Annotated in this window: 22 protein-coding genes and 1 pseudogene; 14 read left to right on the top strand and 9 right to left on the bottom strand. The window is 56.5% G+C overall.

What is annotated here, in order from left to right; genetic code table 11:
- Positions 1 to 310: 310 nt before the first annotated feature.
- From DW806_RS15860 to DW806_RS00470, 4 genes and pseudogenes are all read right to left on the bottom strand, one after another.
- A pseudogene (locus DW806_RS15860) lies at positions 311 to 1,183 on the bottom strand (PSP1 domain-containing protein); the annotation flags it as partial.
- A 29-nt stretch (positions 1,184 to 1,212) separates the two neighbouring features.
- Entirely contained in the window at positions 1,213 to 2,094 is an 882-nt protein-coding gene (locus tag DW806_RS00460) for a hypothetical protein (protein ID WP_118728771.1), read from the bottom strand.
- Complete coding sequence (locus DW806_RS00465; protein WP_110435421.1) at positions 2,091 to 2,414, bottom strand: cyclic-di-AMP receptor; 324 nt, start codon at positions 2,412 to 2,414, stop codon at positions 2,091 to 2,093. The genes DW806_RS00460 and DW806_RS00465 overlap by 4 nt, the downstream gene beginning before the upstream one ends.
- Positions 2,415 to 2,475: 61 nt before the next feature.
- On the bottom strand, positions 2,476 to 3,921 hold the full coding sequence (locus DW806_RS00470; protein ID WP_118728772.1) for an aminotransferase class I/II-fold pyridoxal phosphate-dependent enzyme: 1,446 nt from the start codon (positions 3,919 to 3,921) through the stop codon (positions 2,476 to 2,478).
- 341 nt (positions 3,922 to 4,262) lie between these two features.
- Between DW806_RS00470 and serC the strand changes: the two genes are divergently transcribed.
- The 4 genes from serC (at position 4,263) to DW806_RS00490 (ending at position 10,274) form a co-directional block, all read left to right on the top strand.
- The gene (gene serC, locus DW806_RS00475) at positions 4,263 to 5,354 is read left to right on the top strand and encodes a 3-phosphoserine/phosphohydroxythreonine transaminase (RefSeq protein ID WP_118728773.1); all 1,092 of its coding nucleotides are present in this window, start codon (positions 4,263 to 4,265) and stop codon (positions 5,352 to 5,354) included.
- 104 nt (positions 5,355 to 5,458) lie between these two features.
- Positions 5,459 to 6,610: a 3-phosphoglycerate dehydrogenase family protein gene (locus DW806_RS00480; protein WP_118728774.1), complete on the top strand. Its 1,152-nt coding sequence runs from the start codon at positions 5,459 to 5,461 to the stop codon at positions 6,608 to 6,610.
- 197 nt (positions 6,611 to 6,807) lie between these two features.
- On the top strand, positions 6,808 to 7,842 hold the full coding sequence (locus tag DW806_RS00485) for a tyrosine-type recombinase/integrase (protein ID WP_158578247.1): 1,035 nt from the start codon (positions 6,808 to 6,810) through the stop codon (positions 7,840 to 7,842).
- A gap of 164 nt (positions 7,843 to 8,006) precedes the next feature.
- Positions 8,007 to 10,274: an S-layer homology domain-containing protein gene (locus DW806_RS00490; protein ID WP_118728776.1), complete on the top strand. Its 2,268-nt coding sequence runs from the start codon at positions 8,007 to 8,009 to the stop codon at positions 10,272 to 10,274.
- Positions 10,275 to 10,453: 179 nt separating this feature from the next.
- Here the strand turns inward: DW806_RS00490 and DW806_RS00495 are convergent, their stop codons facing one another.
- Together DW806_RS00495 and DW806_RS00500 are read right to left on the bottom strand one after the other, a co-directional pair.
- Positions 10,454 to 11,530 carry a DUF4179 domain-containing protein gene (locus DW806_RS00495; protein WP_118728777.1) on the bottom strand — a complete coding sequence of 359 codons (1,077 nt, stop codon included), beginning with the start codon at positions 11,528 to 11,530 and terminating at the stop codon, positions 10,454 to 10,456.
- Positions 11,514 to 12,005: an RNA polymerase sigma factor gene (locus DW806_RS00500; RefSeq protein WP_118728778.1), complete on the bottom strand. Its 492-nt coding sequence runs from the start codon at positions 12,003 to 12,005 to the stop codon at positions 11,514 to 11,516. Before DW806_RS00500 ends, DW806_RS00495 begins: the two co-directional genes overlap by 17 nt.
- Positions 12,006 to 12,424: 419 nt before the next feature.
- On the opposite strand from DW806_RS00500, the gene DW806_RS00505 reads away from it, so the two are divergent.
- The gene (locus DW806_RS00505) at positions 12,425 to 13,948 is read left to right on the top strand and encodes a 4Fe-4S dicluster domain-containing protein (protein WP_118728962.1); all 1,524 of its coding nucleotides are present in this window, start codon (positions 12,425 to 12,427) and stop codon (positions 13,946 to 13,948) included.
- 63 nt (positions 13,949 to 14,011) lie between these two features.
- Positions 14,012 to 14,404, top strand: a complete 393-nt coding sequence (locus tag DW806_RS00510; protein ID WP_118728779.1) for a TIGR04076 family protein — start codon at positions 14,012 to 14,014, stop codon at positions 14,402 to 14,404.
- A 40-nt stretch (positions 14,405 to 14,444) separates the two neighbouring features.
- On the opposite strand, the gene DW806_RS00515 is transcribed toward DW806_RS00510, so the two are convergent.
- The 3 genes from DW806_RS00515 to DW806_RS00525 form a co-directional block, all read right to left on the bottom strand.
- Positions 14,445 to 15,488, bottom strand: a complete 1,044-nt coding sequence (locus tag DW806_RS00515; protein ID WP_118728780.1) for an alcohol dehydrogenase — start codon at positions 15,486 to 15,488, stop codon at positions 14,445 to 14,447.
- A 75-nt stretch (positions 15,489 to 15,563) separates the two neighbouring features.
- Complete coding sequence (locus tag DW806_RS00520; protein ID WP_118728781.1) at positions 15,564 to 16,307, bottom strand: DUF554 domain-containing protein; 744 nt, start codon at positions 16,305 to 16,307, stop codon at positions 15,564 to 15,566.
- A gap of 66 nt (positions 16,308 to 16,373) precedes the next feature.
- The gene (locus tag DW806_RS00525) at positions 16,374 to 17,540 is read right to left on the bottom strand and encodes a tRNA(Met) cytidine acetate ligase (RefSeq protein ID WP_158578248.1); all 1,167 of its coding nucleotides are present in this window, start codon (positions 17,538 to 17,540) and stop codon (positions 16,374 to 16,376) included.
- A gap of 165 nt (positions 17,541 to 17,705) precedes the next feature.
- On the opposite strand from DW806_RS00525, the gene DW806_RS00530 reads away from it, so the two are divergent.
- The 8 genes from DW806_RS00530 to DW806_RS00565 all read left to right on the top strand — a co-directional run bounded on the left by DW806_RS00530 (position 17,706) and on the right by DW806_RS00565 (position 25,949).
- The gene (locus DW806_RS00530; protein WP_118360029.1) at positions 17,706 to 18,917 is read left to right on the top strand and encodes an acetate/propionate family kinase; all 1,212 of its coding nucleotides are present in this window, start codon (positions 17,706 to 17,708) and stop codon (positions 18,915 to 18,917) included.
- Between the two features lie 75 nt (positions 18,918 to 18,992).
- Positions 18,993 to 19,886: a CPBP family intramembrane glutamic endopeptidase gene (locus DW806_RS00535; RefSeq protein WP_118728783.1), complete on the top strand. Its 894-nt coding sequence runs from the start codon at positions 18,993 to 18,995 to the stop codon at positions 19,884 to 19,886.
- 12 nt (positions 19,887 to 19,898) lie between these two features.
- Positions 19,899 to 20,702, top strand: coding sequence for a PHP domain-containing protein (locus DW806_RS00540; RefSeq protein WP_118728784.1), 804 nt, complete (start codon positions 19,899 to 19,901; stop codon positions 20,700 to 20,702).
- A gap of 19 nt (positions 20,703 to 20,721) precedes the next feature.
- Positions 20,722 to 21,624: a 4-(cytidine 5'-diphospho)-2-C-methyl-D-erythritol kinase gene (ispE, locus tag DW806_RS00545; RefSeq protein WP_118728785.1), complete on the top strand. Its 903-nt coding sequence runs from the start codon at positions 20,722 to 20,724 to the stop codon at positions 21,622 to 21,624.
- A gap of 64 nt (positions 21,625 to 21,688) precedes the next feature.
- Positions 21,689 to 21,907 carry a hypothetical protein gene (locus tag DW806_RS00550; RefSeq protein WP_110435406.1) on the top strand — a complete coding sequence of 73 codons (219 nt, stop codon included), beginning with the start codon at positions 21,689 to 21,691 and terminating at the stop codon, positions 21,905 to 21,907.
- Positions 21,908 to 21,975: 68 nt separating this feature from the next.
- Positions 21,976 to 22,482: a DUF4330 domain-containing protein gene (locus DW806_RS00555; protein ID WP_110435405.1), complete on the top strand. Its 507-nt coding sequence runs from the start codon at positions 21,976 to 21,978 to the stop codon at positions 22,480 to 22,482.
- Between the two features lie 5 nt (positions 22,483 to 22,487).
- Positions 22,488 to 24,086 (top strand): O-antigen ligase family protein, encoded by a 1,599-nt coding sequence (locus DW806_RS00560; RefSeq protein WP_118645880.1) that lies wholly within the window; start codon positions 22,488 to 22,490, stop codon positions 24,084 to 24,086.
- A gap of 960 nt (positions 24,087 to 25,046) precedes the next feature.
- Complete coding sequence (locus tag DW806_RS00565) at positions 25,047 to 25,949, top strand: substrate-binding domain-containing protein (RefSeq protein WP_118728786.1); 903 nt, start codon at positions 25,047 to 25,049, stop codon at positions 25,947 to 25,949.
- The last annotated feature ends 38 nt before the right edge of the window (positions 25,950 to 25,987 follow it).

Genomic DNA, 25,987 nt, shown 5'->3' on the forward strand with positions numbered 1-25,987 from the left:
CTGTATTTGCGCAAAAAAAGAGCGAAACCATGCGGTTTCGCTCTTTTTCTCATTCTTCGCCGGAATTCGGTTCCGGAGCACCGTTTTCGCCATTCGGCTTGCGGCGGCGTCTTCCGCCTCTGCGGCGGCGACGGCGCGGCGCACCTTCACCGTCCGGAGACAGCTCATTCTGAGCATCTTCGGGCAGTTCTTCTGCGGCAGTCTGCTGCGGGGCAGGCTTGCGCGGCGGACGCGGCTGCTGCGGCTTCTGATGCGGAGCCTCGCTCTTTTTCGGTGCATCCTTTTTGGGTGCGGGAGCGGCAGCATCCTCCTGCTCCTCGCGCTTACGGCGTTCCTCGGCCATAGCGGCGGCATTCTGACGGTTGCGGCACGCACCCTTTACCATGCAGCACTGCGTGCACTGGAACTCGGTCAGCGAGTGCTCCGGACTGTCGTCCAGCTGTACCTTGCAGGTGCCGCGCAGCATCTGGGTGGAAACTACCTTGCCGCGGCCCTCCGGCGTATCGACCACGCTGCCTTGACGCGGCGTGACCTTCTGCAGCTCGGCGTAGGCCTCGTGCTCATACTTGAGACAGCACATCAGACGGCCGCACACACCGGAAATCTTCGCCGGATTGAGCGACAGGTTCTGATCCTTTGCCATATTGATGGAGACCGGATGGAAATCATCGAGATACGAGCTGCAGCACAACTCGCGGCCGCAGCAGCCCAGACCGCCGATCATCTTTGCCTCATCGCGCACGCCGATCTGGCGCAGCTCAATGCGGGTGCGGAACACGCTCGCAAGGTCCTTGACCAGCTCACGGAAGTCCACACGACCGTCTGCGGTGAAGTAAAACAGCAGCTTGTTCATGTCAAAGGTGCATTCCGCGGTGACAAGGTTCATTTCCAGACCGCGGTCCTCGATCTTCTGCTTGCAGATAATAAACGCCTCGTCGGCACGCTTTTTGTTGCGCTCGAGCGTTTTCATATCGGCCTCGGTTGCCACACGGACCACGCGCTTGAGCGGCTGCACGACCTGCTGATCGGGCACATCGGTGTTGCCCTGCACGCAGTCGCCGTATTCCACGCCGCGTGCTGTCTCGACGATCACACCCGTACCGGGTGCGATTTCCAGCCCCTGCGGGTCGAAATAATACATTTTTCCGTTCGATTTGAAACGAACTCCGATTATTGTTGTCAAAAAGTTTTCCTCCTGTATGATGGAAACGCTTAGGAAGCGTAACAGATGCGGTAAATATCGCTTGTTAATGCACAGGTGACAGCCGCGGATGCCGCGTTGCGCGACACACGGTCGATCAGCACATCAATAAAATCGTAGACCGCCAGCAGGCGTTCCGTACTGACGGCGCCGGCAAGTGCCTGCGTCTGCTTGCGGAGTGCCAGCTGCAGCGGCTTTTGCGGCAGAGCCTTCGAGACGAAAATCGCGTCCCGGACAGCGGCCTGCAGAATGCCGAGTACACCTAACAGTGCACGGCGCGGCGTCTTTTCCAGACCCATTGCACCAAGCATCATGCGGTCCTCACGCCGTTCGGCAACCGCAGAGAGATAGGGTGCAAGCAGGCTTGCCGCCTCCTCGTCCGACACCGCCGCATGCGACGGCTCGAGCGCAAATTTAGTGCAGCGCGAGCGCACGGTCTGCAGCAGCGAATCCGGCTGCTCGGCGGTCAGAATGAAGAACGCATACGCAGGCGGCTCCTCCAGCTCCTTGAGCAGCGCGTTCTGCGCCATGGGATTGAGATTCTGCGCATGGTGAATGACTGTCACACGGCGTTCGCCGTCATTCGGGATAATGGCGTTTTCCGCCTTGATCTGACGCGCTAGATCGACCTTGAGTTCGGCCTCTCCTTCGTCCACGATCATCAGATCCGGGTGCACACCCTGCTCCACCTTGCGGCACGGCAGACAGCTTCCGCACGGATGACTGCCCGCGCCTTCGCATAAAATACCGGCTGCAAGCACATTCGCAAGGGCTTTGAGCGCCGCCGGATCGTCACCGGACAGCAGCACAGTCTGCGGAAACCGCTCGTTCAGCGCATGCTTCAGGCTGTTTTTGAGCGCATTGTTGCCTGCAAGTGCGTCAAATGAAATCACAGCTTTTCAAAACGCTCGACGTTGAGTACAAATACGGTTGCGCCGCCGACTTCGACCTGCACCGGCGTGGACGGGAAAAAGCCCATGCCGAGCTCAGCGGTTGCCGGCATGATCTGCTTGCGGGAGGAGGAGTGCTCGCGGATGATGTCAAAGCACTCATCCAGCTTGCTCTCGTCCAGACCGATCAGGATCGTGACGTTGCCTGCTTTGAGGAAACCGCCGGTGGTCGCCAGCTTGGTGATGGAGAAGCCTGCTTTCATCAGGCTGGAGATAACATCCTGCGAATCATCGTAATTGATGATAGCCAGTACCATTTTCATAATAGTAACCCCCTATTCGCATTGCTGCGCGGAAACATATCGTTTGCTTGGATGAGACGCGTTATTGATGGACAACAACGGTTATTTCATCTATTGTATTGTACCATCTTTCACGGATAAGTGCAATGTGCGCTCCTGTAATTTTCTCGCCGGGCCAGAGCAGCGGCACACCGGGCGGATACGGCGTGACCGGACGGGCGCAGACCAGACCCTCGGCAGCGGCAGGCTGGACTCTACCGGTCTGTGAGAACCATGCGTCGCGCACGCTCATCACGCGCTCGGCGGGCGGAAACGGTGCGGACAGGGACGGCAGGGGAATCAGCTCACGCCGTCTGGAAATGCGCCGCAGACCGCGTTTCAGACGGCTGATCGCACCGTTCGGGTCGGAGCCGGTGAGGATGAACACAACATTGCGGTCGTCCGCCATCTCGCACGCCACGCCGCATTCGCTCCACAGCGTATCGGCCAGCTGGTGACCGGTGATGTCGGTTCCGGCGGTGCACACCGTCAGACGGCATGGGTCAAGCGCCGGAAAATGATCCTCGGTCAGTGCGGTGAACATGGTTCGGTGCTGCACATAGGTACGCAGTTCGGCGCAGGTTTCCGCCGAGCGGCGGTACTCCGCGTGACCGGGCCCCTCGGTGTAGGCACGCGCAAGGTCAATGGATGCCATAATGGGATAGGACGGACTGGATGTGCCGAACAGCATGGTGTTTTCGCGCAGTGCGCGGCGGTCCACGCCTGCCGCGGAGAGCAGAACGGCGCCCTGTCCCATGCACGGCAGCGTTTTGTGCATGGAGAGCACGGCCATATCCGCACCTTCCGCGACCGGCGTCGGCAGGCCGACGGCAGGAAAGTGTGCACCGTGTGCTCCGTCTACGAGCAGCAGCTTGCCGTGCGCGCGGCACAGATCGGCAAACTCGGGAATCGCCCGCCGGATGCCGTAATAGGTCGGAGAGGTCAGAAGGATTGCCTTGATCTCCGGATGCGCGATCAGCTGTGCTTCCGCATCCTTGACCGGAAGCGCACCGGAAACCGCGAATGGCTCGATCAGCGGTGCAGAAAAGAAATACGGCGTAATGCCGAGCAGTGCACAGCCGTAGCAGACGGACTTGTGTACCTCACGGTCGAGCAGGACAGCGCCGCCGCGTCCGACCGCTGTGCCGAGCATGGCCAGAATGCCCTGCGTCGAGCCACCGGTCAGGAAAAAGCAGTCCTCCGCGCCGAAATACCGCGCGGCGGCAACCTCCGCATCGCGGATAGGACCTTCGCCGGTGTACAGGTTGCCGGTGCCGTAGGTTTCGGTAAAGTCGATGGCAAAAATATCCGCGTATGTGTTGAAAATCGGCTCACCTTTGTGCCCGGGCATGTGAAACCGCGCGGAGTCGCCGGTCTCGAGCAGCTGCAGAGCATGGAACAGCGGCGCCGTCGTGAACGGCATCAGGCGGTTGATCTGTCTGTGGTTGGGACGGTGGCTGTGCGGCGCAGCCGGTCGGCGGTGGTGCATAGTTGAGTTGGCTCCTTACATTATTGTGCTATAATACAGTATAACACATAATTAGGAATTAGGAATTAGGAATTGCCGTGATTCACAGGTATGCATTTACCTATCACAAAAAATTACTGATTTTTGATTACGCATTACTAATTTTCATGAACTGTCCACAATGTGCAGACATTCGTTTATTCATTGCGGATTTTTTGGGACATTTTTCGGTAGCCAACGGAAGGGCTTTGTATTATAATAAATAATACGTTCCATTCATAAAAGTAATATCACCGCGACAGACCGTGATATGTAAACTGGGAACGTCTTTACGCTTATATTTGAAAGGCAGGCTATTCACTATGGCAGACAATCGTATCTACAATTTTTCCGCAGGTCCCTCCATGCTTCCGGTTCCGGTGCTTGAGCGCTGTGCAGCCGACATGCTGAACTATCAGGGCTCCGGTATGTCAGTCATGGAGATGAGTCACCGTTCAAAGGTATATGACGGCATCATCAAGGAGACCGAGGCTACGCTGCGTCGCGTACTCTCCATTCCGGATAACTACAAGGTTCTGTTCCTGCAGGGCGGCGCTACCACCCAGTTTGCAGCGATCCCGATGAACCTGCTGAAGACCGGCAAGGCTGACTACGCGCTGACCGGCAGCTTCGCTTCCAAGGCCTACAAGGAAGCACAGAAGTTCGGCGACATGCACGCTGCATTTTCCTCCAAGGAGACCAACTTCGACCACGTTCCGACGCAGGATGAGCTGGATATCCGTCCGGATGCCGACTACTTCTACATCTGCGCCAACAACACCATCTACGGCACCGAGTATCAGTACGATCCCGAGACCCCGGCAGGCGTTGAGCTGGTAGCGGATATGTCCTCCAACATCCTGTCTAAGCCGGTTGATGTTTCCAAGTACGGCGTCATCTACGCCGGCGCACAGAAGAACATGGGCCCGGCCGGTGTTACCGTTGTTATCGTCCGCGAGGATCTGCTCGGCAACTATCCGCTCGAGAAATATCCGGTTATGCTCGACTGGAAGACCATGGCTGACAAGGATTCCATGTACAACACGCCTCCCACGTACGGCATCTATGTACTCGGTCTGGTTGCCAAGTGGGTTGAAGACATGGGCGGCGTAAAGGCTATGCAGGAGCGTGCTGAGAAGCGTTCCTCCATGCTGTACGATTACCTCGATTCCCAGGATTTTTACAAGACTGTAGCCGCAAAAGATTCCCGCAGCCGCATGAACGTAACCTTCCGCACCGGCAACGACGAACTGGACGCAAAGTTTGCCAAGGAGTCCATGGCAGCCGGCATGTCCAATCTGAAGGGTCACCGTTCGGTAGGCGGTATGCGTGCTTCCATCTATAACGCAATGCCGATCGAGGGCGTTGAGAAGCTCATCGACTTCATGAAGAAATTCGCTGAAGAAAACAAGTAACAATAATTGAGAATTGATAATGGAGAATGGGAAATTGCGGTATCGCGCAAGGATAGCGGCATTTTCCATTTTCAATTCTCCATTTTCCATTGGAGGATAATCCCATGTATAACGTAAAACTCTACAACAAGATCTCGAAGGTAGGTCTGGACGATCTCGATCCGGCAAAGTACACCTGCTCCGAGGATTTCACCGATTATGACGCCGTTCTGGTTCGTTCTGCCAAGCTGCATGACGTCGAGTTCCCGAAGAACCTGCGCTGCATCGCGCGTGCAGGCGCCGGTGTCAACAACATTCCGATCGACCGCTGCTCCGAGGAAGGCATCGTAGTCTTCAATACGCCGGGTGCAAACGCTAACGCTGTTAAGGAGCTGGTTATCTGTGCACTGCTGCTGGCCTCCCGCAAGGTGGTACAGGGTGCAAACTGGGTTAAGGGCCTCAAGGGCACGCCGGACATCGGTCCTGCTGCCGAGAAGGGCAAGGCCACCTACGCAGGCCCGGAAATCGCCGGCAAGAAGCTGGGCATCATCGGTCTGGGTGCGATCGGCGTTAAGGTTGCAAACGCAGCTGTTGGCCTGGATATGGAGGTCTGGGGCTATGACCCGTACCTGTCGGTTGACGGCGCACTCAAGCTCGACCGCTCGGTCAAGCACGTTACCGAGCTGGACGAGATTTTCGCAAACTGTGATTATATCACCATCCACGTTCCGCTGACCCCGGATACCAAGAACACCATCAGCGCAGAGGCGATCGAGAAGATGAAGGACGGCGTTCGCGTCATCAACCTTGCGCGCGGCGAGCTGGTTGACACCAAGGCAATGGCGAAGGCACTCGAGAGCGGCAAGGTTGCAGCATACGTTTCCGATTTTGCTTCCGACGAGATTCTTGAGCAGGAGAATGCCATCACGCTCCCGCATCTGGGTGCATCCACGCCGGAGAGCGAGGACAACTGTGCAAAGATGGCCGTTTACGAGATCACCGAGTACCTCGAGAAGGGCACCATCCGCAATTCGGTCAACTTCCCGAACCTCAAGGTTCCGTACGAAGGCGGCTACCGCATCTGCATGATCCACAAGAACATCCCGAATATGATCGCGTCCATCACCTCCGCTGTTCGCTGCAACATCGAGAATATGGGCAACCGTTCCAAGGGTGACTATGCATACACCATCATCGACACCGCAGAGGCTCCGACCGAGGCTAACCTCGACGAGCTGCGCGCGATCGAAGGTATGATCTCTGTCCGCACGATCTAATTGCCATAAAACCGATAAAACCGCTCTGAATGCAGATTCGGAGCGGTTTTTTGTTGCTTTTCTGTGCAAATTGAATATTGTCGAATTTGGTCGAATTTTCGTAAAATATGGAAATGCAGGACAAGACAGCACCGCAGCTTTCATTGTGCGGTGCTGCCGAATACTGCAGGATGACTATTTTTACAGGAGGCTTCTCAATGGAGAACATACGCATTTACGAGGAGGACGGCTACATTCACTTTATCATGCGTCCGGAGGACCTGATGCGGCTGCGCTACTCGACCGAAGCGAAAACGCCGTTTGCAGACTTCATGGACCGCTGGCTGACCCAGATGAAAACGCAGGTGCGCGAAAACACGATGGACGGCTACCGCTACGCATTTGAAAAGCACATCAAGCCGTTTTTCACCGCACGAGGGACAACGCTTGCTACGGCACGGCCGATGGATTTTCAGGATTTTGTCAACTTGAAATTCGATCAGGGGCTTTCACCGACTTCAATCGTTAAGTTCCATTCCATTATGCACAAGTGCCTGAAATACGCGGTAGCACTGCAGATTATCCCGACGAATCCGTCGGATAATGTCATGCTGCCCAAGCGGACGCGCTTTCGAGGACAGGTGTACGACCGGACGCAGATCAACATTTTTCTGGCAGCGGCGCTGCAGTCGCCGGCAGAGGCGGCGTTCGTGCTGGCGGCAACCTATGGTCTGCGCCGCAGCGAGTGCGCCGGTCTGCGCTGGCGTGCCGTGGATTTTCGGGCACGGAGCATGATCATCAATCATACGGCGGTGCTGTCCTCCGGACGTGTGATCTACGCGGACAGCGTAAAGACCAAATCCAGCTATCGGACGCTGCCGCTGTCCGACTCGCTCCGACGGTATCTGACCGATCTGCGCCGCAGACAGAACGCCAACCGCAAAAAGTACGGCAAAGCCTACTGCCAGAGCGATTACGTCTGCTGCCGTGAGGACGGTTCGCCGCTCCGGCCGGATTACATTTCGCGTGAGTTCGAGCGGGTGTGCCGCCGTGCGTGCCTGCCGCGTATCCGGTTTCATGATTTACGGCATTCGGTTGCAACGATTCTGCTGCAGCAGGGCTTTTCGCTCAAGCAGATTCAGGACTGGCTGGGGCATTCCGACATCTCCACCACAGCCAACGTTTACGCACATGTGCCGTATGTGGAAAAGGTATCCATCGCCAAGAGCGCAACACCGATTATCGGCAGCTGATGTGCATTCTGGGAATGTAACATAATCGTAACATTCCGGCGGGTTGTTTCACCATTGTTACACTTTGCCGCCTGACCTTGTATGAGAGTGCGTGAGTGCTTATAATGTATATTGTATAAGAATAACAAGGATAGAGAACTTTACACAATATACAGGTGAAGCATATGTTCAAAAAAACACTTTCCGCGCTGGCGGTTGCGTGTGTGATGCTGGTGAGTGCGGCTGCGGCCGGCACCATTTTTCCGGCAGAGTACACCGACATTGACGGCGTGACACGCGCAGGCTATCTGGATGAGGACGGCATGACCGTGCTTCCGTTTGCTTACGCACAGGCAGGCGATTTCGCGGACTGCGGACTCGCTGCCGTAGAAAACGAGCAGTGGCAGACGGCGGTGATCGACCGCACAGGAAAGCTCGTCATTGCATACACGGATTCGCCGGTTTCGGTTGATTTTTCGGATACGATAGTTGCGTATCGTTACACTGACCACAGCGTGTATTATGCGACTGACGGCAAGCGCATTGGCTCATATCCGGGCGCGGTCGGCTTCTTTGAGGACGGACTGCTGCTGTGCAGAAATGCGGATACCGGTCTGTATTCCTATGTCAAGCAGGATGGTTCGACTGCCTTTTCGGGCAGCTACCGTAAGGCTGGCGCGTTCTCAAACGGCAGAACGCTTGTGCAGACGCAGGACGGCGATTATCAGGCAATCGACACCAAGGGCACGGTGCTGTACACTCTGCCGAATGACGTAACGCCTTCCTACATGGCGATTTACGGCGAGAGCACGGTGGTCGTCACCAACGGCACCAATCAGGCGCTGTATTCGCTTTCGGAGGGCAAACTGCTGACCGAGTTTCTGTACAACACCATTTCGGAGTTTCACGATGGCGAAGCAATGGTTCGTCAGATCAACCGCTGGGGCATTATGGATACCACCGGCAAGCTGCTGACGGCGCCGACGTATTACTATCTGTCCTACATGGGCGAGGGGCTGTACGCGGCCCGCAGTGAGGACGGTTCGGTTTCCGCGGTGGATGCGGGCGGCAGCTTGTCTTACCGCACACTGAGCTACATCAGCGGCTTCTCCGAGCTGCGCTACGGTCTGTCGTGGCACAACACCGCAGACGGCACATTGATTTTCTTCCGCAAAAACGGCGGCTTTGCAGCATCCGTTAAAGAGGCGGAGAACCCGACCATTCTGACCGAGAACGTGGTCTGCGTCACGCAGGACGACACCCGCAAATATATTGACCTGCGCAGCGGCAAAACGCTGTTCGAGCAGCCGAAGTCGTTCGACCTTGGCGGCGGCATCACTGCAAAGACCGTGCATTACGAAAAGTTCATGGGCTATCAGCAGGACGGCACGGAGCATGGATGGGATGTCGATTTTCCGGAGATCAGCGGCCTGAGCGACAAAAAGGTGCAGAGCACCATCAACAGCGAAATCCGCTCGTTCTTCCTCAAGGGACCGTCCGTTACCGCCGAGTATGATGCGCTCGAGGGCAGCTACGGTGCGTCCGTGGAAGGCTCGGTGCTCGTTGTCTGGGCCAACTGCGAGAGCGGCAAAGGCGCCGGTTCATCGGTGTGGAATAACTGTCTGGCATTTGATCTGCACACCGGCACGCAGTACACACTGAACGACCTGCTGACCGATGACTACATCGAGACGGTCAAGAAGCTGCTGCCGGACGATCATGCGATTTATCTGTACAGCTATCCGCGCATCAGCACGAAAGGCGTAACCTATTTTTACAACGAATATGAGAGCGCTTCCCGCCGAGCTTATACAGAGGAATATCTGCTGACGTTTGAGCAGCTTTCCGATGTGCTGAACCGGAACAGCGCGTGCTATAAGGCGTTGATGACGTCGTATTCGCCCGAAGTTTCGGCTGCTGCGACCGGCTACAGCGATGTGAGCAGTACCTGCTGGGCACTGCAGTATATCAATACAGTGACCGAGCGCAAGCTGATGACCGGCGCGAACGGTAAATTCCGTCCGAACGATAAGATCACGGCGGCTGAGGTCTGCACGACCATCGCGCGTCAGCGCGGTCTGTCCGGCAGCGGCACGTTGCCCGCAGGCGTTCGCGCAGGCGAGTGGTACTCGGAGGCGGTCAGCGCGGTGTACGCAAACGGTCTGCTCGAGGGCCTGAATGACTTCCGGCCGACGGCTGCCATGACCCGCGAGGACGCGATGCAGCTTTTTGCAAATCTGCTGCAGGCGGACGGCACAGCAGCCATGAGTGATGCGGAAACGGCACAGACGCTGGTGTCTGTCAAGGATGCGGACACGATCGCGGCAGACCGTCGAAATGCGGTTGCGCTGTGTATGCAGAAGGGTCTGGTGCAGGGCTTCAGCGACGGCACGATCAAGTCGCAGGGTACGTTCACTCGTGCGGAGTTCGCAAAGCTGCTGACGACGATTTAATTGAAAATGAAGAATGGAGAATGGAAAATGCTCATGCAGCATTCCGTTCTCCATTTTTGTTTAGGCATGAGAAAACCCCAGAGACTACCACTCTCCGGGGTTTTCGCAGCTCATGGCTGTGTCACATTGTTGTTAATAGTTATAGCACCGATCTTGCGATAATGCAAGCACTCCGCCGATTATTTTACCGGAATCGTAGTATCACCGATGGTGACGGACGCCACTTCATCAAGCGGGAGAATGGTATCGAACGTGCCCTGGCGGGTGCAGACGGTCTTGCCGTCATGCACGTCCATGCTGCTGCCGTTGCCTGGCACGTCGATTACAGTGCCGTCCTTCTTATTGATAAGCAGTTTTGCAGAAAATGCGTCCCATGTATCGCGGTGGCTGGCGGGTTCCTGACCGCTTTCGGCATTCTCAAACGGTGCTTTGCCATCAACCGTGTAGACAAAGTTATAGCCGATAGGCGAGAGCAGGACTTTATTGATCGTTGCGGTTTTGCCACCTACTTGAATAGACTGACCGGCAGGCAGTTCAACCGCGCTGTTATCGGCCTCCAGCTTGAACTTGAGATGCCAGGTACCGTCGGCGATGGTTTTGGTTTCAGCGCCGTTATCAGTTACTGCTGTCAGGTCGCCGAGCATAATCTTTGCTGTACCACCGGTCGTAACTGCGTCAGTGTACGACATGGTTTCAACATACTGAATGGCATTATCATTCGGATTTTCGTCATAGAAATAGCTACTGCCGATTGCGCCTTGCGCATTCAGGCCGATATTGCTGTCTGCACGATTCCAGTACACATTCAGCAGACCGGTATCCGGGTTTTTCGTGCAGTCGAACGCCGAACCGTCCTCCTTTTCGAGCGTGTAGGAGATAAGGTAGTTGTAGCCATCGAACAGAATCGCATCCGCGGTGACGGTCACGCCGCCTGCTGTGTCGCTTGCGCCAATGGGATGACCGATCTGATCAATAATCTCGGTATCCGCCGTCGGTCCAAATACGCCTGCAAACGCTTCACCGGCGGACTTGAATACGCCGGTCGCACCCGCACCGATGCTCAGCACCAGAGCGGCAGCCACGCCGACCATCGCGATGCGCGGAAAACGGCGTACACGATGAATGGTAACCGGCTGCTCCGGCTGCTCGGCGGCAGTCATCAGGCGATCAACCATGCGGCTTTTCGCTTCTTCGGAGAAGCGAAGCTCGTCTAGTGCGGAATTATACATTTTGTTATCATTATACTCTCTGTTCATAAAGATCCCCTCCCAAGGTGGTGCGCAGGCTTTTGCGCCCGCGGCTCAGGTGTGCGGAAACGGCAGACTCGCTCTGACCGAGCAGAGACGCGATTTCGCGTACGGAATAGCCCTCGTAGTAGTGCAGATAGACCGCTTCACGGTATTTGCGCGGCAGCGCCATCACCGCATCGAGCACATCGGAATCCGGTGCGGTAGGCGCGGGTGTCGTGGCAGCGGCCTCCAGACCGACATTGCGCCGGTGCGCGGCACGCAGACTGTCTTTGCAGGCGTTGGCGGTCGCGCGGATGATCCACGCTTTTTCGTGCGCCGGACTGTCAAAGGTTTGACCGCCGGTCAGCAGCTTGAGGAAGATATTCTGGCAGATGTCCTCGGCATCGTGCGTGGACTTCAAATAGGTGTAAGCCAGCCGCAGGATTAGGTCGGAGTACGTCTGCACCAGACGTTCGGCGTCCGCCCTGTTAAATTGTTTCATTGGTCTCAGCTCCTTTGGAAAGCAACGTTGTTTCACCTATAATACGATTGAGGATTGCGTATCCTGACAGAGAGGATAAATTTATTATAACATAAATGCGTTGGCGGGCACCGTTCCCGCGCGCCGCAGAGCGTACCTCTCGCTTTTCGTCAAGCGTAAAACCTTCGATTTTGCAAGGGATAGAAAGACACCTGTCCGTCTGCGCGTTGTTTTTCAACAGAATGCCCAAAAAACACAGGTAAAATTGTAACAAAGTAATTGTTAAAAAATCTACAAATACCCTTTGCAGAAAGCCCTGTTTATGGTATCCTGTTAAAAGAGCACATGCGCTCTGCCGGGAGCGCTCATAAGATAGGACAAAGGGACGACCCGCTCAACGGGTCGCAAAGGAATTCAGGAGGATAAAACAAACTATGGCTATGAGAGGTGTAGAAACCCGTATTCAGGAGATCCGCCACCGCATTTTCACCGAGGTTGCCCGTATGGCGTACCATACCGAGTGGCCGACCGACCGCCGTATCGAAGCACTGCCGTACGATATCATGCCGGGTGAGGTTGGCAACATTCGCAATGATATTTTCCTCGAGCGCGCTATCGTTGGCGAACGCCTGCGTCTGGCGATGGGTCTGCCGTGCCGCAGTGCGGCCGAGCACGCGCCGCTGTCCGACAACATCGAGGCTGCCACCCGAGAGGAAACCTACTACACGCCGCCGCTCATCAACGTGATCAAGTTCGCGTGCCACGCCTGCAAGGAGAACGAGGTCATGGTCACGGACGGCTGTCAGGGCTGCATGGCGCATCCGTGCGTTGAGGTATGTCCCAAGGGCGCAGTATCGCTCGACCGCTTCAACGGCCGTTCTGTTATCGATCAGGAGAAGTGCATCAAGTGCGGCCGCTGCATGGATGTCTGTCAGTATCACGCCATCATCCGTCAGGAGCGCCCGTGCGCGGCAGCCTGCGGCATGGATGCCATCCACAGCGACTGCAATGGCAGAGCCGATATTGATTACGAGAAGTGCGTTTCCTGCGGCCAGTGCCTTGTAAACTGCCCGTTCGGCGCGATCGCAGACAAGTCGCAGATCTTCCAGATGATCCGCGCCATTCAGGCGGGCGAGCGTGTCTACGCCGCTGTCGCACCGGCGTTTGTCGGCCAGTTCGGCCCGAAGATGACACCGGGCAAGCTGCGTGCCGCGATGAAGCGCCTTGGCTTTGCCGATATTATCGAGGTTGCCATCGGCGCTGACCTGTGTGCGGCACAGGAGGCCGAGGACTTTGTGGAGGAAGTACCGGAGAAGCTGCCGTTCATGGCGACTTCCTGCTGTCCGGCATGGTCCGCAATGGCGAAAAAGCTGTTCCCGGATCAGGCAAACTGCATCTCGATGGCCCTCACCCCGATGACGCTGACCGCTCGACTGGTCAAGCACCATCAGCCGGGCGCAAAGGTTGCGTTTATCGGACCGTGCGCGGCAAAGAAGCTCGAAGCAATGCGTTCGGACGTACGAAGCGAGGTCGATTTCGTGCTGACGTTCGAGGAGATGACCGGTATTTTCGCCGCACGCCATATCGACGTGGAAAATCTCAAGGAGGACCCGCACGGCATCAACGATGCATCCACGGACGGCCGTAACTTTGCGGTATCCGGCGGCGTAGCCAAGGCCGTTGTCAACGTCATCAACGAGAAGCACCCGGACCGCGAGATCAAGGTGGCAAACGCCGAGGGTCTGCGCGACTGCCGCAAGCTGCTGATGGCCGCCAAGGCCGGCAAGTACAACGGTTATCTGCTCGAAGGCATGGCATGCCCGGGCGGCTGTGTAGCCGGTGCGGGCACGATGCAGTCCATCAAGAAATCCGCTGCGGTAGTCGGCATGTATGCCAAGCAGGCGGAACACCAGACTGCAACCGGCACGCATCATGTTGCCGAGCTGGATAAGCTGGTTGATTAAAAAATAATGCTATAAAAGCCACTGTATCGACTGATATGGTGGCTTTTCTCTTGAATACAGCAGGTGAATGGTGATGAACAAGTAACTGTTCTGGACAAAAAACTGTATCCGGAGCTGCAGCAGCAGTATTGCGCCGACCCGTCCTTCGGCGTGTGCCCCTGTTACAACGTGGGAGATGAATTTGAATTCTACCGCGATGATGTGCGGGACGATTTCTGGCACATGGGTATCAACACGCTGACCAAAACCACCGGTGATGCTGATGCCGTTGCAGGCGGTCCGAAACTGCCGTTCTGCTCCGAGGTCTGGGATGCGATTTCGTGCTATATCTATACTGGATTGCAGGGCGGCTCGATTATGAAAGGCTGGATGAAGCGCGAAAACGAGATGATAACCTGCTGTTCGGACGAAGCGCGGCTGGTTATCTTCAACATCGAGAGAATCGACTGCGAATAAAATGCAAAAGCGGCAGAGGCTGTGCCTCTGCCGCTTGTTTTTACTTATCCGGAGGCGTAATTGCCACCTTCATTACACCGTCGCGGCGCTTCTCAAACAGATCGTACGCCGCTTCAATCTCATTCAGCGGGAAAATATGCGTGATGAGCGGTGTGGTATCCAGCTGACCGTTTTCAATCAGCCGCAGGATTTCTGCGGTGTCGCAGCCATCCACGCCGCCGGTCTTAAAGATCAGGTTTTTGCCGTACATATCGGGCAGGGGAAGCACCTGCGGCTTGTCATACAGTGCAACAACGGTGACAACGGCGTTCGGACGGGCGCACTCCCATGCAAGACGGAAACTTTCGTTCGAGCCTGCCACCTCGCAGACCACATCCGCGCCGCCGTGCGGGCTGTTCAGCTGCACGAACTCCTGCGCGTGGTTGGGCGTGATGGTGAGCACATCGGGATAGCGCTCGCGCACAAAGCGCAGCCGCGCCGGATCGGGGTCGCAGATGATGATCCTGTGTGGGTGATGCAGCATGGCGCACAGCATGGTGCAGATACCGGTCGGCCCGGCACCGAGGATAAGCACGGTGTCGCCCTGCCGGATCTCGGAAATCCTGGCTGCCCAGTAGCCGGTGGCGAGTACATCGCCGGCAAACAGCGCCTGCCGGTCGGAAACGCGATCGGGAATGACGGTCAGACCCTGATCGGCATACGGCACGCGGACGTACTCCGCCTGACCACCGTCAATCCGGCAGCCGAGTGCCCAGCCGCCGTTGGGATCGGTGCAGTTGTTGACAAAGCCGTGCTGACAGAAAAAGCAGTGTCCGCAGAACGTCTCCACGTTGACGGCTACACGGTCGCCGGGTTTGACGGTTTTGACTGCCGAACCGACCTGCTCGACTACGCCGACCATCTCATGGCCGACCGTAATACCGGGTACGGCACGCGGCACCGAGCCGTGCTTGATGTGCAGATCGCTCGTGCAGATGCTCGACATGGTAACGCGCACTACCGCGTCTCCTACATGCGTGAGAACGGGTTCCGGCTTGTTCTGCAGGGCAAACTCACCCTGTTTTCGATAAGTGTAAGCGAGCATAGTTTACGGCTCCGTTTCGTTAAATGTTGTATCCATTATACGGGAGGGCGAAAAGAAAGTCAAACGGTGTCGATTTTATAAGGTGCCGAGAGTCGGGAAAAACCGCGCCAGAAAGAAAAACAGCACCGGCAGGAAGATTGCAGGCAGCAGGTTGCCGACACGCAGCTTGCTGTTGAAGATAAGATTCAAGCTAATGGCAAAAATCAGCACGGAGCCGACACACGACATTTGACCAATCAAGACATCGGTCAGCCAGGGACGGATGAATCGTGCCATCAATGTAATGCCGCCTTGATAGAAGAAAATCGGCACAATAGACAGGTATACGCCCTTGCCGAGAGATGCGGCGAAGAGAATCGAGGCAACACCATCCAGAATAGCCTTGGCAATCAGCATGGTTGGGTCACCATTCAGACCATCGTTTAATGCACCGACAATTGCCATTGCACCGACACAAAACAGAAGAGATGCGGTAACGAAGCCTTCAACAAATCGGCTGTCCCCTTTGGCAGCAAAGTGTGATTGACAGAATGCACCGAAATCCTCCAGTCGCTGCTCGATATTCAGCGCTTCACCGATGACAGCGCCGAGTGCCAGACAGAGTATAAGCAGCATGGTATGCTGGGTGCCGATTTCGCCATTCTGTATGGTCAATACTTCGCTGAGTGTTCCGCCTATACCGATAAAGCAGGTGGTTAGTCCCAGTCCCTGCATGACCGTTTTTTCAAAGCGTTTCGGCAGACCGTTTTTTAACAGTATACCGATAGTAGTGCCTATAAGCACCGTGCCAACATTTACAATGGTTCCAAGACCAATCATAAAATCCCCTCGTTTCACTTTACAACGCTAAAGTTTATTGTAAAGCAAAATGAGAGGATTGTCAATTCAGCGTAGACAGAACGGCGTTTTGCGGAAATGCCCGCCGCCGATTCTCCGTTCGGGATCGGAAAGTGCAAGCGCAAACAGGTCGTCCGCGAAGGCATCGCGGCAGAGTGCCGCTTGCAGATTTGCGGGCAGCCGTTTTTCCGTTGCCGGTTTGACGATAACGGGCAGGGAGGCGGTTTTCAGCACAGAGCGCCCGCGCGGGCCGAGCGCCAGTACGCGCAGATAAGCAGGGGAGACGGGTGCGTCCGTCTCCACACCGAGCACAGACCGCAGGAGCGCACGGCGCACACGAGCCGCCGGAAACCGCCGCGTTCGAGCCTTTTCTACAGCATCCGAGAACGAATGTGACGTATAGACCGCCTTGCACAGCCGCTCATCAAAGCCGTCTGCCGAGCCGCTCTGCAGTCTGCCTTGATAGAGTGCCGTCCGCAGCAGCGCGAGCAGTGTGTCTTCCGGCAAAGCGACCGGCGCTTCACCGCAATCTGCGGCCTTCTTCCACACGGCGCGAGCCGCAGGCGGCAGGAACGGTGCGCAGAACGCGAAATCACCGTCTCGCAAATGCGCTCGCAGCAGACTCGCCGAGGCAAAGCCGCTGTGCGGCGCGTATGCATCGTGGGCCGCGCCCTGCCGGAGCACCGCAAGCGGATGCATCCCGAGCGGGAGCAGGAAGCGGCAGTATTCCACGGCAAGCGTGTTGTTTGGGTTGTCTAAAAGAGCTGCCGCCTGCTTGTGAACTTTCGCTAATTCCTCCTGCCGTCTGGCGGCGTAGGACAGGTGCGGAGAGCCGGATTCACCCTCCATCGGCAGGCTGTTCAGGAGTTCTGCCGCCTGTAAAAGCAAATCCGCATCCGCAGTCTCCGCGCCGAACGACACCGTGCCGCACCCGAGTGCGTGCAGCGTCTGCACCGCACCCTTGGCGAAGCCCTCCGCAGAGGACAGCGCTGCCGCAAGAGGCAACTCAACCACGAGGTCAGCGCCGCAGCGCACGGCCATTTCGGCACGCGCGTACTTATCCAGCACGGCAAAATCGCCGCGCTGGACGAAATTGCCGCTCATCACGCACACGATCACGGCGTTTTCGCCGAGGCTGCGCCGGGTTTCGGCAATATGGTGCAGATGCCCTGTGTGAAACGGATTATACTCGGCGGTGATGCCGCATACGGTCATGACGGTGCTCCTTTCAGCGAGATGACAGCGGTCTGCAAGGTAAAAACCTCGAAAAAGGGGTTGTACATTTGCAAAGAATCGTGTAGAATAAAAATATAGCATTATTATATAGGCTTCCGCGGCTTTATGCAAGCCGCCAAATACGGCATAAGGGAGTTTTCGCAAATGAAAGTATTGGTAATCAACGCTGGCAGTTCTTCGCTGAAGTACCAGCTGCTCGACACCGAGTCGGGTGAGGTAATGGCGAAGGGCCTGTGCGAGCGCATCGGCATCGACGGTGTGCTGACCCACACCGGCAACAAGTCCGATGAGAAGTTCAAGTTTGACATCGCAATGCCCACCCACAAGGAAGCGATCCAGTCTGTTATCAACATTCTGCTCGATCCGGAAAAGGGTGTCATCTCCTCTATGAGCGAGATCGACGCAGTAGGTCACCGCGTTGTACACGGCGGCGAGTTCTTCTCGGACAGCGTTATCATCACCGAGAAGGTCCTCAAGGCTATCGAGGACTGCGTACCGCTGGCACCGCTTCACAATCCGCCTAACCTGACCGGCATCGAGGCTTGCCGCGAGGTTATGGGCCCGGATGTTCCGATGGTCGCAGTATTCGATACCGCATTCCATCAGACCATGCCGCAGTCCCACTATATGTACGCAGTACCGTATGAGTATTACGAGAAGTACAAGATCCGTCGTTACGGCTTCCACGGCACCAGCCATAAGTACGTTTCTCAGCAGGCTGCTGAGATGCTCGGCCGTCCGCTCGAGGAGCTGCGCCTGATTACCTGCCACCTCGGCAATGGTTCTTCTATCTGCGCAATCAACGGCGGCAAGAGCTTCGATACCTCCATGGGCTTTACTCCGCTGGACGGTCTGCCGATGGGCACCCGTGCCGGCAACATCGACCCGGCTATCATCGAGTTCCTGGCTGAGCACGAGCACATGGACGCACACGAGGTCATCAATATCCTGAACAAGAAGTCCGGTATGCTGGGTATCTCCGGCGTATCCTCCGACTTCCGTGATCTGGACGCTGCAGTTGCTGACGGCAACGCGCGTGCTGCTCTGGCTAAGGATATGTTCAACCTGTCCGTTAAGAAGATCATCGGTTCCTACGTTGCTGAGATGGGCGGCGTAGACGCTATCATCTTCACCGCAGGCGTAGGTGAGAACGACCGTTCGGTTCGCTGGGATGTCTGCGAGCACCTCGAGTACCTCGGCATCAAGATCGACCCGGAGAAGAACAAGTACCGCGGCAAGCAGATGGATATCTCCATCGACTGGGCACGCGTTCGCGTTCTGGTTATTCCGACCAACGAGGAGCTTATGATCGCCAAGGATACCGAGCGTCTGGTAAACGAGGCCAAGGCTCAGTAAGCCTTTCGTCAATTAGACAAATATGGGGGCGGAGCATAGGCTCCGCCTCTGTTTTTGCCCGGAGAGGAAACTTTTATGGAGCAAATTGATATCCCGCAGGAGCGCCGCTACTGCTCGAAGCTGGGATTTTCCGTGCTGGCGATCATGCTGTGGTCGATCCTCTGGCAGTTCGGCCTGTACTGGCTGGATGGCTGGATCCTGCCGTTCCGCATACCGGAAACGCTGTATTATCTGCTGCTGCTCGTCGGACATTATGCGGTATCGCTGCCGATTGTGTTCTGTTTGTGGCGTAAAACACCGCCGATGCCGTTCTGCAGGGAGCGGGCAGGCGCAAAGCGCATGGGCCGGTGGTTTGTCATCGGCTGTGCGCTGATGTGGCTCGGTTCGCTCATCGGCACGAATATCAACGACATGGTCTACACCTTGACCGGACGCGATCCGGTCGGCATGGTGGACGAGAGCTTTTCGCAGATGTCCATGACGGCCATCGTTCTCGGTGCCTGCATTATCGGTCCGCTGTGTGAGGAGCTGGTGTTCCGCGGCCTGCTGGCCGGCCGTCTCGCGCGGTACGGGCAGAAGCCGGGCGCATTCATTTCTGCGCTGCTGTTCGGCCTGTATCACGCCAATCTGGAGCAGTTTTTCTACGCCTTTGCGCTCGGTCTGCTGCTGTCCTATGCGTACTACCGCACCGGACTGCTGCGTACCTCGGTGCTGCTGCACATGCTGTTCAACATCATCGGCTCGGTGGTGCCCATGCTGCTGCCGGATACCATAGCCGCGCAGTCGGCGCTCGGTCTGTTCTGGATGGCAATGCTGGTGATCGGCATAATTCTGCTCGTTCGCGGCAGAAAACAGCAGGTCTGGCTGCACGGACCCTGCGCGCCGTCGCTCAAAGCCGTTTTGCAGAATGCAGGCATGTTTCTGCTGATCGTCGCCTGCTTTGTGCAGACCGTGTTCAATTATCTATAAGGAGGAACGTCCATGCGGGTAGACCTGCATATGCACACCGGATATTCAGCCGATGCCCAGTATCCGCAGTCCATCGACGATAAAATTCACGCCTGCGAGCAGGCCGGACTGGATATCATCGGCATTACCGATCATCTGGATTTTCTGCGTTCGGGCGGCACGCGCGACAACCGTGACCCGGAAGCATGTGCGCGCGAGGTATGGGAAAAGCGCCGTCCGGCAGGGAACGGCGGTATTGAGGTTCTGGCGGGCATGGAGATCGGACAGCTGCACGCTACACCGGACGCGGACGATTTTGTCCGCACGCATCCGTTCGATATGGTCATCGGCTCGCTGCATGCTATGCCGAACGATCTGGATATCTACTTTCACGACTTTCCGAATATGGACTGCGACAAGTTCCTGCACGAGTATTTCGATCAGCTGCTGCTGCTCGAGGAGCACGGCGGCTTTGATGTGCTGGCGCATATTGACTATCCGCTGCGCGTGATGAAGCACGGCGACTATATCCCGTCGTTTGACAATTATATGGACCGCGTACAGCAGGTGCTGCGCTTGTGCATCGACCACGGCTACGCGCTTGAGCTGAATGCTGCCGGCATTGCGGGCTGGCAGAAAAAAGTCGGTCCACCGCAGAATATTCTGTACGAATACAAGCGCATGGGCGGCGAGCGCATCTCGATCGGTTCGGATTCGCATACGCTGGACACCGTGGCACGCGGCGTAGACAACTGCGTGAAGAATGCACTCGACGCAGGCTTTACCCACGTTACCGTGTTCCGAGAGCGCAAACCGGTGCAGATCGCACTGAAATAAATGTAGAGGCTGAAATAACATGTTTTTTGGAAGAAAGCAGGAAATTACACACGCGGATACGACCGTTCGTGCCCGTGCAAAGATCAACTTGACGCTCGACGTCACCGGACGGCGGGAGGACGGCTACCACACGGTGGAAATGGTCATGCAGTCGATCGCGCTGCACGATACCGTGCGTGTTACCACCATTCACGGCGAGAAAAAGCCGCGCGGCATCGTGCTGAGCTGCAGCCTGCCGTTTCTGCCGACCGACGAGCGCAATCTGGCGTACCGTGCGGCGGAGCTGTTCTACAAGGAGACCGGCGCACTACTCGAAACCTGCGAGATTCATATCGAAAAGCGCATTCCGGTTGCGGCAGGTCTGGCGGGTGGCTCGACGGACGCGGCGGCTGTGCTGCGTGCGCTCAACGCATTGCATACAGCCGGTCTGACCGACGACGAGCTGTGCGAGATGGGACTTAAACTGGGTGCCGATGTGCCGTTCTGCCTGCGCGGCGGCACCATGCTGGCGCAGGGCATCGGCGAGGAGCTGAGCCTGCTGCCCGATATGCCGCACTGCTGGGTCGTACTGTGTAAGCCGCCGTTTGCGGTGCCGACTAAGGAGGTCTATCAGGAGATCGACAGCGTGGATATTCTCGAGCATCCGGACAACAAGGGTATGATGGCCGCGCTCAATCAGGAAGATTACGAGGGCGTGTGCGCGTACCTGTCCAACGTGATGGAGACCGTTACGGCGGCAAAACGCCGACAGATCGGCGAAATCAAGTCGTTTCTCGCAGAAAACGGTGCGGACGGTACGCTGATGAGCGGCTCCGGCCCGACCGTGTACGGCCTGTTCTCGGATGAGAGCCGCGCCAAAACGGCAGCGAAAATGCTGCGTCGCCGTTTCGCGGATACATTCCTGACGGAAACCTGCAATTAAACGGGTATAGAAAGCCGCCTTTCGGGCATACTGGGTACACCGGATGCAGAAAGGCGGTTTTGTTATGCAGAAACAGGATAGAAAGGCACTTGCGGCAGTTCTGACAGCGGTTCTTGTGCTGTTCTGGTCGGCGTTTGCGCCGCAGAGTCCTCGTGCGGCATGGTGGTGTACGGCGTTTTCCATCACCTGCGAGGAGGCGGCAGGTGAGAGCAGAACAGGCAGCGACCGGGTGGAATTTCGGTCACTTCTGGCAGACTTGCTGCTTCACAAAGATAACACTTAACTTTTCAGTCGCTCTATGGTATAATGACACAGTGAAACACGAAATTCATTTGCCAACGGAGGAAATTTATGAAGATCATTAACGAAAAGGGCAAGCTGTTCGGCATCATCAATGTTGTCGATCTGCTGGTGCTGGTCGCTGCGATCGCTGTCGTAGCCGGTGTCGGTTACAAGCTGTTTGCCAAGCAGATCAAGGAGGTTGCGTCTCCGCAGGTCTCCCTGACGATGACCGTCCGCGTACGCGGTGCAACGCCGTTCCTGGTAAACGAGGTGCAGCGCAACAGCCAGGTAGGCAAGTCACTGGTAAACGGCAACAGCTATGTCAATGCGCAGATCACCGACATGAAGATCGATGATTACAATCAGCAGGTTACCACCGCTGACGGCCGCATTGTAACGGCAACCGATCCGGAGAAGAAGGATCTGGTATTCACCATCACGACCAAGGTTTCCAAGGGCACGCCTGCACCGGCCATCGGTACGCAGGAGGTGCGCGCAGGCCGTACATTCATTGTAAAGACCAACGATTTTGAGACGACCGGCAACATTGATTCGGTCGATATTGCGGATAATTAAAGCCTATGAAAGCGTTATTTGAAAACAGTCTGTTCGTGCGGCTGCTGATGTGTCTGCGCGCATGGTACCACGAGGGCGCTATCGCGGGATTCTTTAACCGTATCCGGCAGGCGTACCCAAGCTCGGTGTTCTGCCGTCTGTGGAATAAATTCTGCGCGGCACCGATATGTACCTCGGCGAACAGCATCTATGCGCGGATTCTGGCAGCGCTGCGCCGGTTTGTCGAAAAACTGGGCGGAATTGCGGCAAACAGCCTGATCTACCGCATCTGCCTTGCTGTCTGGCGGCCGATTGAGCGTGTCGCAGGCGGCGGCCTGATCGGCAGAGCCTGCAGGTTCGTCGGCATGCGCGGTCTGCTGCTGATTTGTCTGGCGATGTATCTGCCGCTCGATTCCGCTGTCCGCTGGGTGTCGGATGCCGGCTATCTGCCGTCGTTTGTGGCATCCGTGTGGGATGAGTGCCTGATGCTTGCTGCATTTGCGTACATCCTGTGGCACATGGCGATGAAGCGTGCGCCGCTCGGCTCGCGTGCCACGCCGGTGGATGCCTATCTGCTGCTGTTCATCGCGGTCGGCTTTTTCCTGATGTGTGCGGTTTCTCCGAATACGCATATCGCGGTAGCAGGCTACCGTGCGGTTGTGGAGTACCTGTTCTGGTTCTTCCTCGTCACCCGCCTGATTGAAAACGACCGCGATTTCGCGGTATTCTACGGTGCGCTCGTCGTGATGGCGCTCTGCATTGCGGCGCACGGTATTTACCAGTATATCGTAGCCGCGCCGATTCCGTCGAGCTGGGTCTCTCAGACCGAGGCCAGCGTGCGTACGCGCGTGTACTCGCTCACCGGCAGCCCGAATATCATGGGCAGCCTGCTGGTGCTGTTTGCCCCGATGGTGGCAGGACTTGCATATTACAGCAGTAAAATGTGGGTCAAGGTGCTGGCCGTCTGCGCGACCGGCATGATGTGTCTGAGCTGCGTTTTCACCTTCTCCAAGGGTGCCTGGGGCGGTCTGGCAGTAGCCGTTGTGATTTTCGCTATCTTTCTGGACCGCCGCCTGATCGCGCTGATGGGCGTGGCCGGTGTCGGTGCACTGCTGGCAATCCCGTCTATTGCGAACCGCATCACGTATCTGTTTACCGCGGATTACCTTGCAGCAAGCCGCCGCGCAGGTCGTGTCATTCGCTGGTCCAAGGGTCTCAAGCTGCTGCAGGAGAGCAATCCGGTGCTCGGCTTCGGCCTCGGCCGCTTCGGCGGCGCGGTTGCCATGCAGAACAAGGTCATCGAGGAGACCAAGGATTTCTCCTACTTCTACATGGATAACTATTATCTGAAAACGCTGGTCGAGATGGGTTATCTCGGTCTGGCGTTCTTCATCCTGCTGCTGTTCGGTCTGGTGCTGTGGAGCCTGCGCTCGATCGGCCGTACCGGCTACACCAAGGGCGACCGCACGCGCGTGCTGGCGGTTTCCATGTTCGCAGGCATGTGCGGCGTGCTGGTGCACTGCTACTTCGAGAATATCTTCGAGGTGCCGTATATGATGGCGTATTTCTGGAGCATGGCGGCAGCGGTTATGTACCTCGGGTACTTCCGAAAGCGAAAAAACTGATTTTTTAGAGAACCTTCGTGAGAGGGTTCTCTTTTTTTCTAGGCACCGACTCGGCGAGGCATACGAACCGCGCAGGCGGTTCGCCCTTAACGGGCGGGGAGTTTTCGCTTGCGATCAAGCGGGGGGATTCGCCGTCTGCGGACGGCGGGAACGTTGCGGCGCCTGCCGCGGGGGCAAAAAGGAAGGGACACCTACGGTTTCCCTTCCTCTTTGAACTCCTACCTTTCCCTTGTTAGGATAGATTGGGTGCAGACGGTAGACTGCGTAAGCAGGAAAAGGACACGGCAGTCGGGTTACTCTTGCGTGTCTTTCTCCGCCTTTTCGCAGTTCACAGACAGCGTACTGCTACACATACGGGCTACTCTGCGCAGGCGCGGCATGACCGTGCCGCGCAATTCGTGAGCGCGTTATAATAGACAGGGTCTGCGAGGATAAATTGTACCAAACGCTTAATTCGCAGGTGCCGTGCGGTATAACGTGTTAAAGAGTTGCGCGGCACTGTCATCCCCCAGGGGGCCCTCTCTTGCCCTACGGGCAATTCACCTTGTGCCGCGCCTGCTGGAAGTAGCCGACCTGTGTAGCAGAACACTATCCGACCCTGCGAACAGGTCACGAAAAACACGGAAGAAAAAATCCTCTGCCGTTCCCCTGTTTCGCAGCGGTCACATGTAGGTAATCTGCGTCAGATTAGGAAGCAAGGGAAAGGTAGGAGTCCAAAGAGGAAGGAAAACCGCAGGTTGTCCTTCCTTTTTGCCCCTGCGGCGGATGCCGCACGTTCCTGCACTCCGCAGAGCACAAATCCCGCTGAATCGCAGGCGAAAACCTCGGTTTAACATAGATTTTACTCGAAAACACACACTTTACTTAAACTTAACGAACTCTCGCTTTTGCATTTTACAAAACTTCCGTAAGATAATCTTGTAACAAAAAACGAAGACGAATGTAAAAGGAGAACTAATTATGAAAAAGAGCATTTCCATGCTTCTGGCAGCACTGATGCTGACCGGTGCACTGAGCGGCTGCGGAGGCAGCTCCTCTTCCGATTCTTCGGATTCCCAAGCAAGCGGTAATGACAGCGGCGTATCCGGTGCAATCACCGTTATCTCACGTGAGGATGGTTCCGGTACGCGCGGCGCGTTCATCGAACTGACTGGTGTAGAGGAGAAGAACGACGCAGGCGAGAAGATCGACAATACCACCGCGGATGCCGAGATCGCCAACAAGACCGATGTTGTGCTGACCAGCGTAGCAGGCAACGAGAAGGCTATCGGCTACATTTCCCTCGGTGCGCTGAACGACACCGTAAAGGCTGTCAAGGTAGACGGCGCAGAAGCTGCCGTAGATAACGTAAAGGCAGGCACCTACAAGCTGTCCCGTCCGTTCAATATTGCAACCAAGGGCGAGCCGACCGGCGTAGCCAAGGATTTTATCAACTTCATCCTCTCCAAGGAAGGTCAGGCTGTTGTAACCGATAACAAGTACATCGCTGTTGACGACAATGCAGCAGCCTTTACTTCCGACGGTTCCTCCGGCCAGATCGCAGTTGGCGGTTCCTCCTCGGTATCCCCGGTTATGGAGAAGCTGATCGAGGCGTACAAGGCTGTAAACCCGAACGCAAGCATCGACCTGCAGACCTCTGACTCCACCTCCGGCATGACCGGCGCAATGGACGGCACCTTTGCCATCGGCATGGCATCTCGCGAGCTGAAGGATGACGAGACTGCACAGCTGACCGGCACCGCCATCGCGCTGGACGGCATCGCAGTAGTCGTAAACCCGGCGAACACCATTGACGACCTGTCTATGGATCAGATCAAGGGTATCTATGTCGGTGACATCACTGACTGGGGCGATCTCGCGTAAGCGAATTCACAGACTGATAAAACAGGGCGAAGCGATTC

Source organism: Butyricicoccus sp. AM32-19, assembly GCF_003480365.1.
Classification (GTDB): domain Bacteria; phylum Bacillota; class Clostridia; order Oscillospirales; family Butyricicoccaceae; genus Agathobaculum; species Agathobaculum butyriciproducens.

Bases quoted from the DNA above. Each gene is read 5' to 3' on its own strand.
- DW806_RS00560 (WP_118645880.1), top strand. From the start codon at position 22,488: ATGAAAGCGTTATTTGAAAACAGTCTGTTCGTGCGGCTGCTGATGTGT.
- DW806_RS00530 (WP_118360029.1), top strand. From the start codon at position 17,706: ATGAAAGTATTGGTAATCAACGCTGGCAGTTCTTCGCTGAAGTACCAG.
- serC (WP_118728773.1), top strand. From the start codon at position 4,263: ATGGCAGACAATCGTATCTACAATTTTTCCGCAGGTCCCTCCATGCTT.
- DW806_RS00465 (WP_110435421.1), bottom strand. From the start codon at position 2,414: ATGAAAATGGTACTGGCTATCATCAATTACGATGATTCGCAGGATGTT.
- DW806_RS00535 (WP_118728783.1), top strand. From the start codon at position 18,993: ATGGAGCAAATTGATATCCCGCAGGAGCGCCGCTACTGCTCGAAGCTG.
- DW806_RS00515 (WP_118728780.1), bottom strand. From the start codon at position 15,488: ATGCTCGCTTACACTTATCGAAAACAGGGTGAGTTTGCCCTGCAGAAC.
- DW806_RS00500 (WP_118728778.1), bottom strand. From the start codon at position 12,005: ATGAAACAATTTAACAGGGCGGACGCCGAACGTCTGGTGCAGACGTAC.
- DW806_RS00555 (WP_110435405.1), top strand. From the start codon at position 21,976: ATGAAGATCATTAACGAAAAGGGCAAGCTGTTCGGCATCATCAATGTT.
- DW806_RS00505 (WP_118728962.1), top strand. From the start codon at position 12,425: ATGAGAGGTGTAGAAACCCGTATTCAGGAGATCCGCCACCGCATTTTC.
- DW806_RS00480 (WP_118728774.1), top strand. From the start codon at position 5,459: ATGTATAACGTAAAACTCTACAACAAGATCTCGAAGGTAGGTCTGGAC.
- ispE (WP_118728785.1), top strand. From the start codon at position 20,722: ATGTTTTTTGGAAGAAAGCAGGAAATTACACACGCGGATACGACCGTT.
- DW806_RS00550 (WP_110435406.1), top strand. From the start codon at position 21,689: ATGCAGAAACAGGATAGAAAGGCACTTGCGGCAGTTCTGACAGCGGTT.
- DW806_RS00540 (WP_118728784.1), top strand. From the start codon at position 19,899: ATGCGGGTAGACCTGCATATGCACACCGGATATTCAGCCGATGCCCAG.
- DW806_RS00470 (WP_118728772.1), bottom strand. From the start codon at position 3,921: ATGCACCACCGCCGACCGGCTGCGCCGCACAGCCACCGTCCCAACCAC.
- DW806_RS00565 (WP_118728786.1), top strand. From the start codon at position 25,047: ATGAAAAAGAGCATTTCCATGCTTCTGGCAGCACTGATGCTGACCGGT.
- DW806_RS00495 (WP_118728777.1), bottom strand. From the start codon at position 11,530: ATGAACAGAGAGTATAATGATAACAAAATGTATAATTCCGCACTAGAC.
- DW806_RS00525 (WP_158578248.1), bottom strand. From the start codon at position 17,540: ATGACCGTATGCGGCATCACCGCCGAGTATAATCCGTTTCACACAGGG.
- DW806_RS00490 (WP_118728776.1), top strand. From the start codon at position 8,007: ATGTTCAAAAAAACACTTTCCGCGCTGGCGGTTGCGTGTGTGATGCTG.
- DW806_RS00520 (WP_118728781.1), bottom strand. From the start codon at position 16,307: ATGATTGGTCTTGGAACCATTGTAAATGTTGGCACGGTGCTTATAGGC.
- DW806_RS00485 (WP_158578247.1), top strand. From the start codon at position 6,808: ATGGAGAACATACGCATTTACGAGGAGGACGGCTACATTCACTTTATC.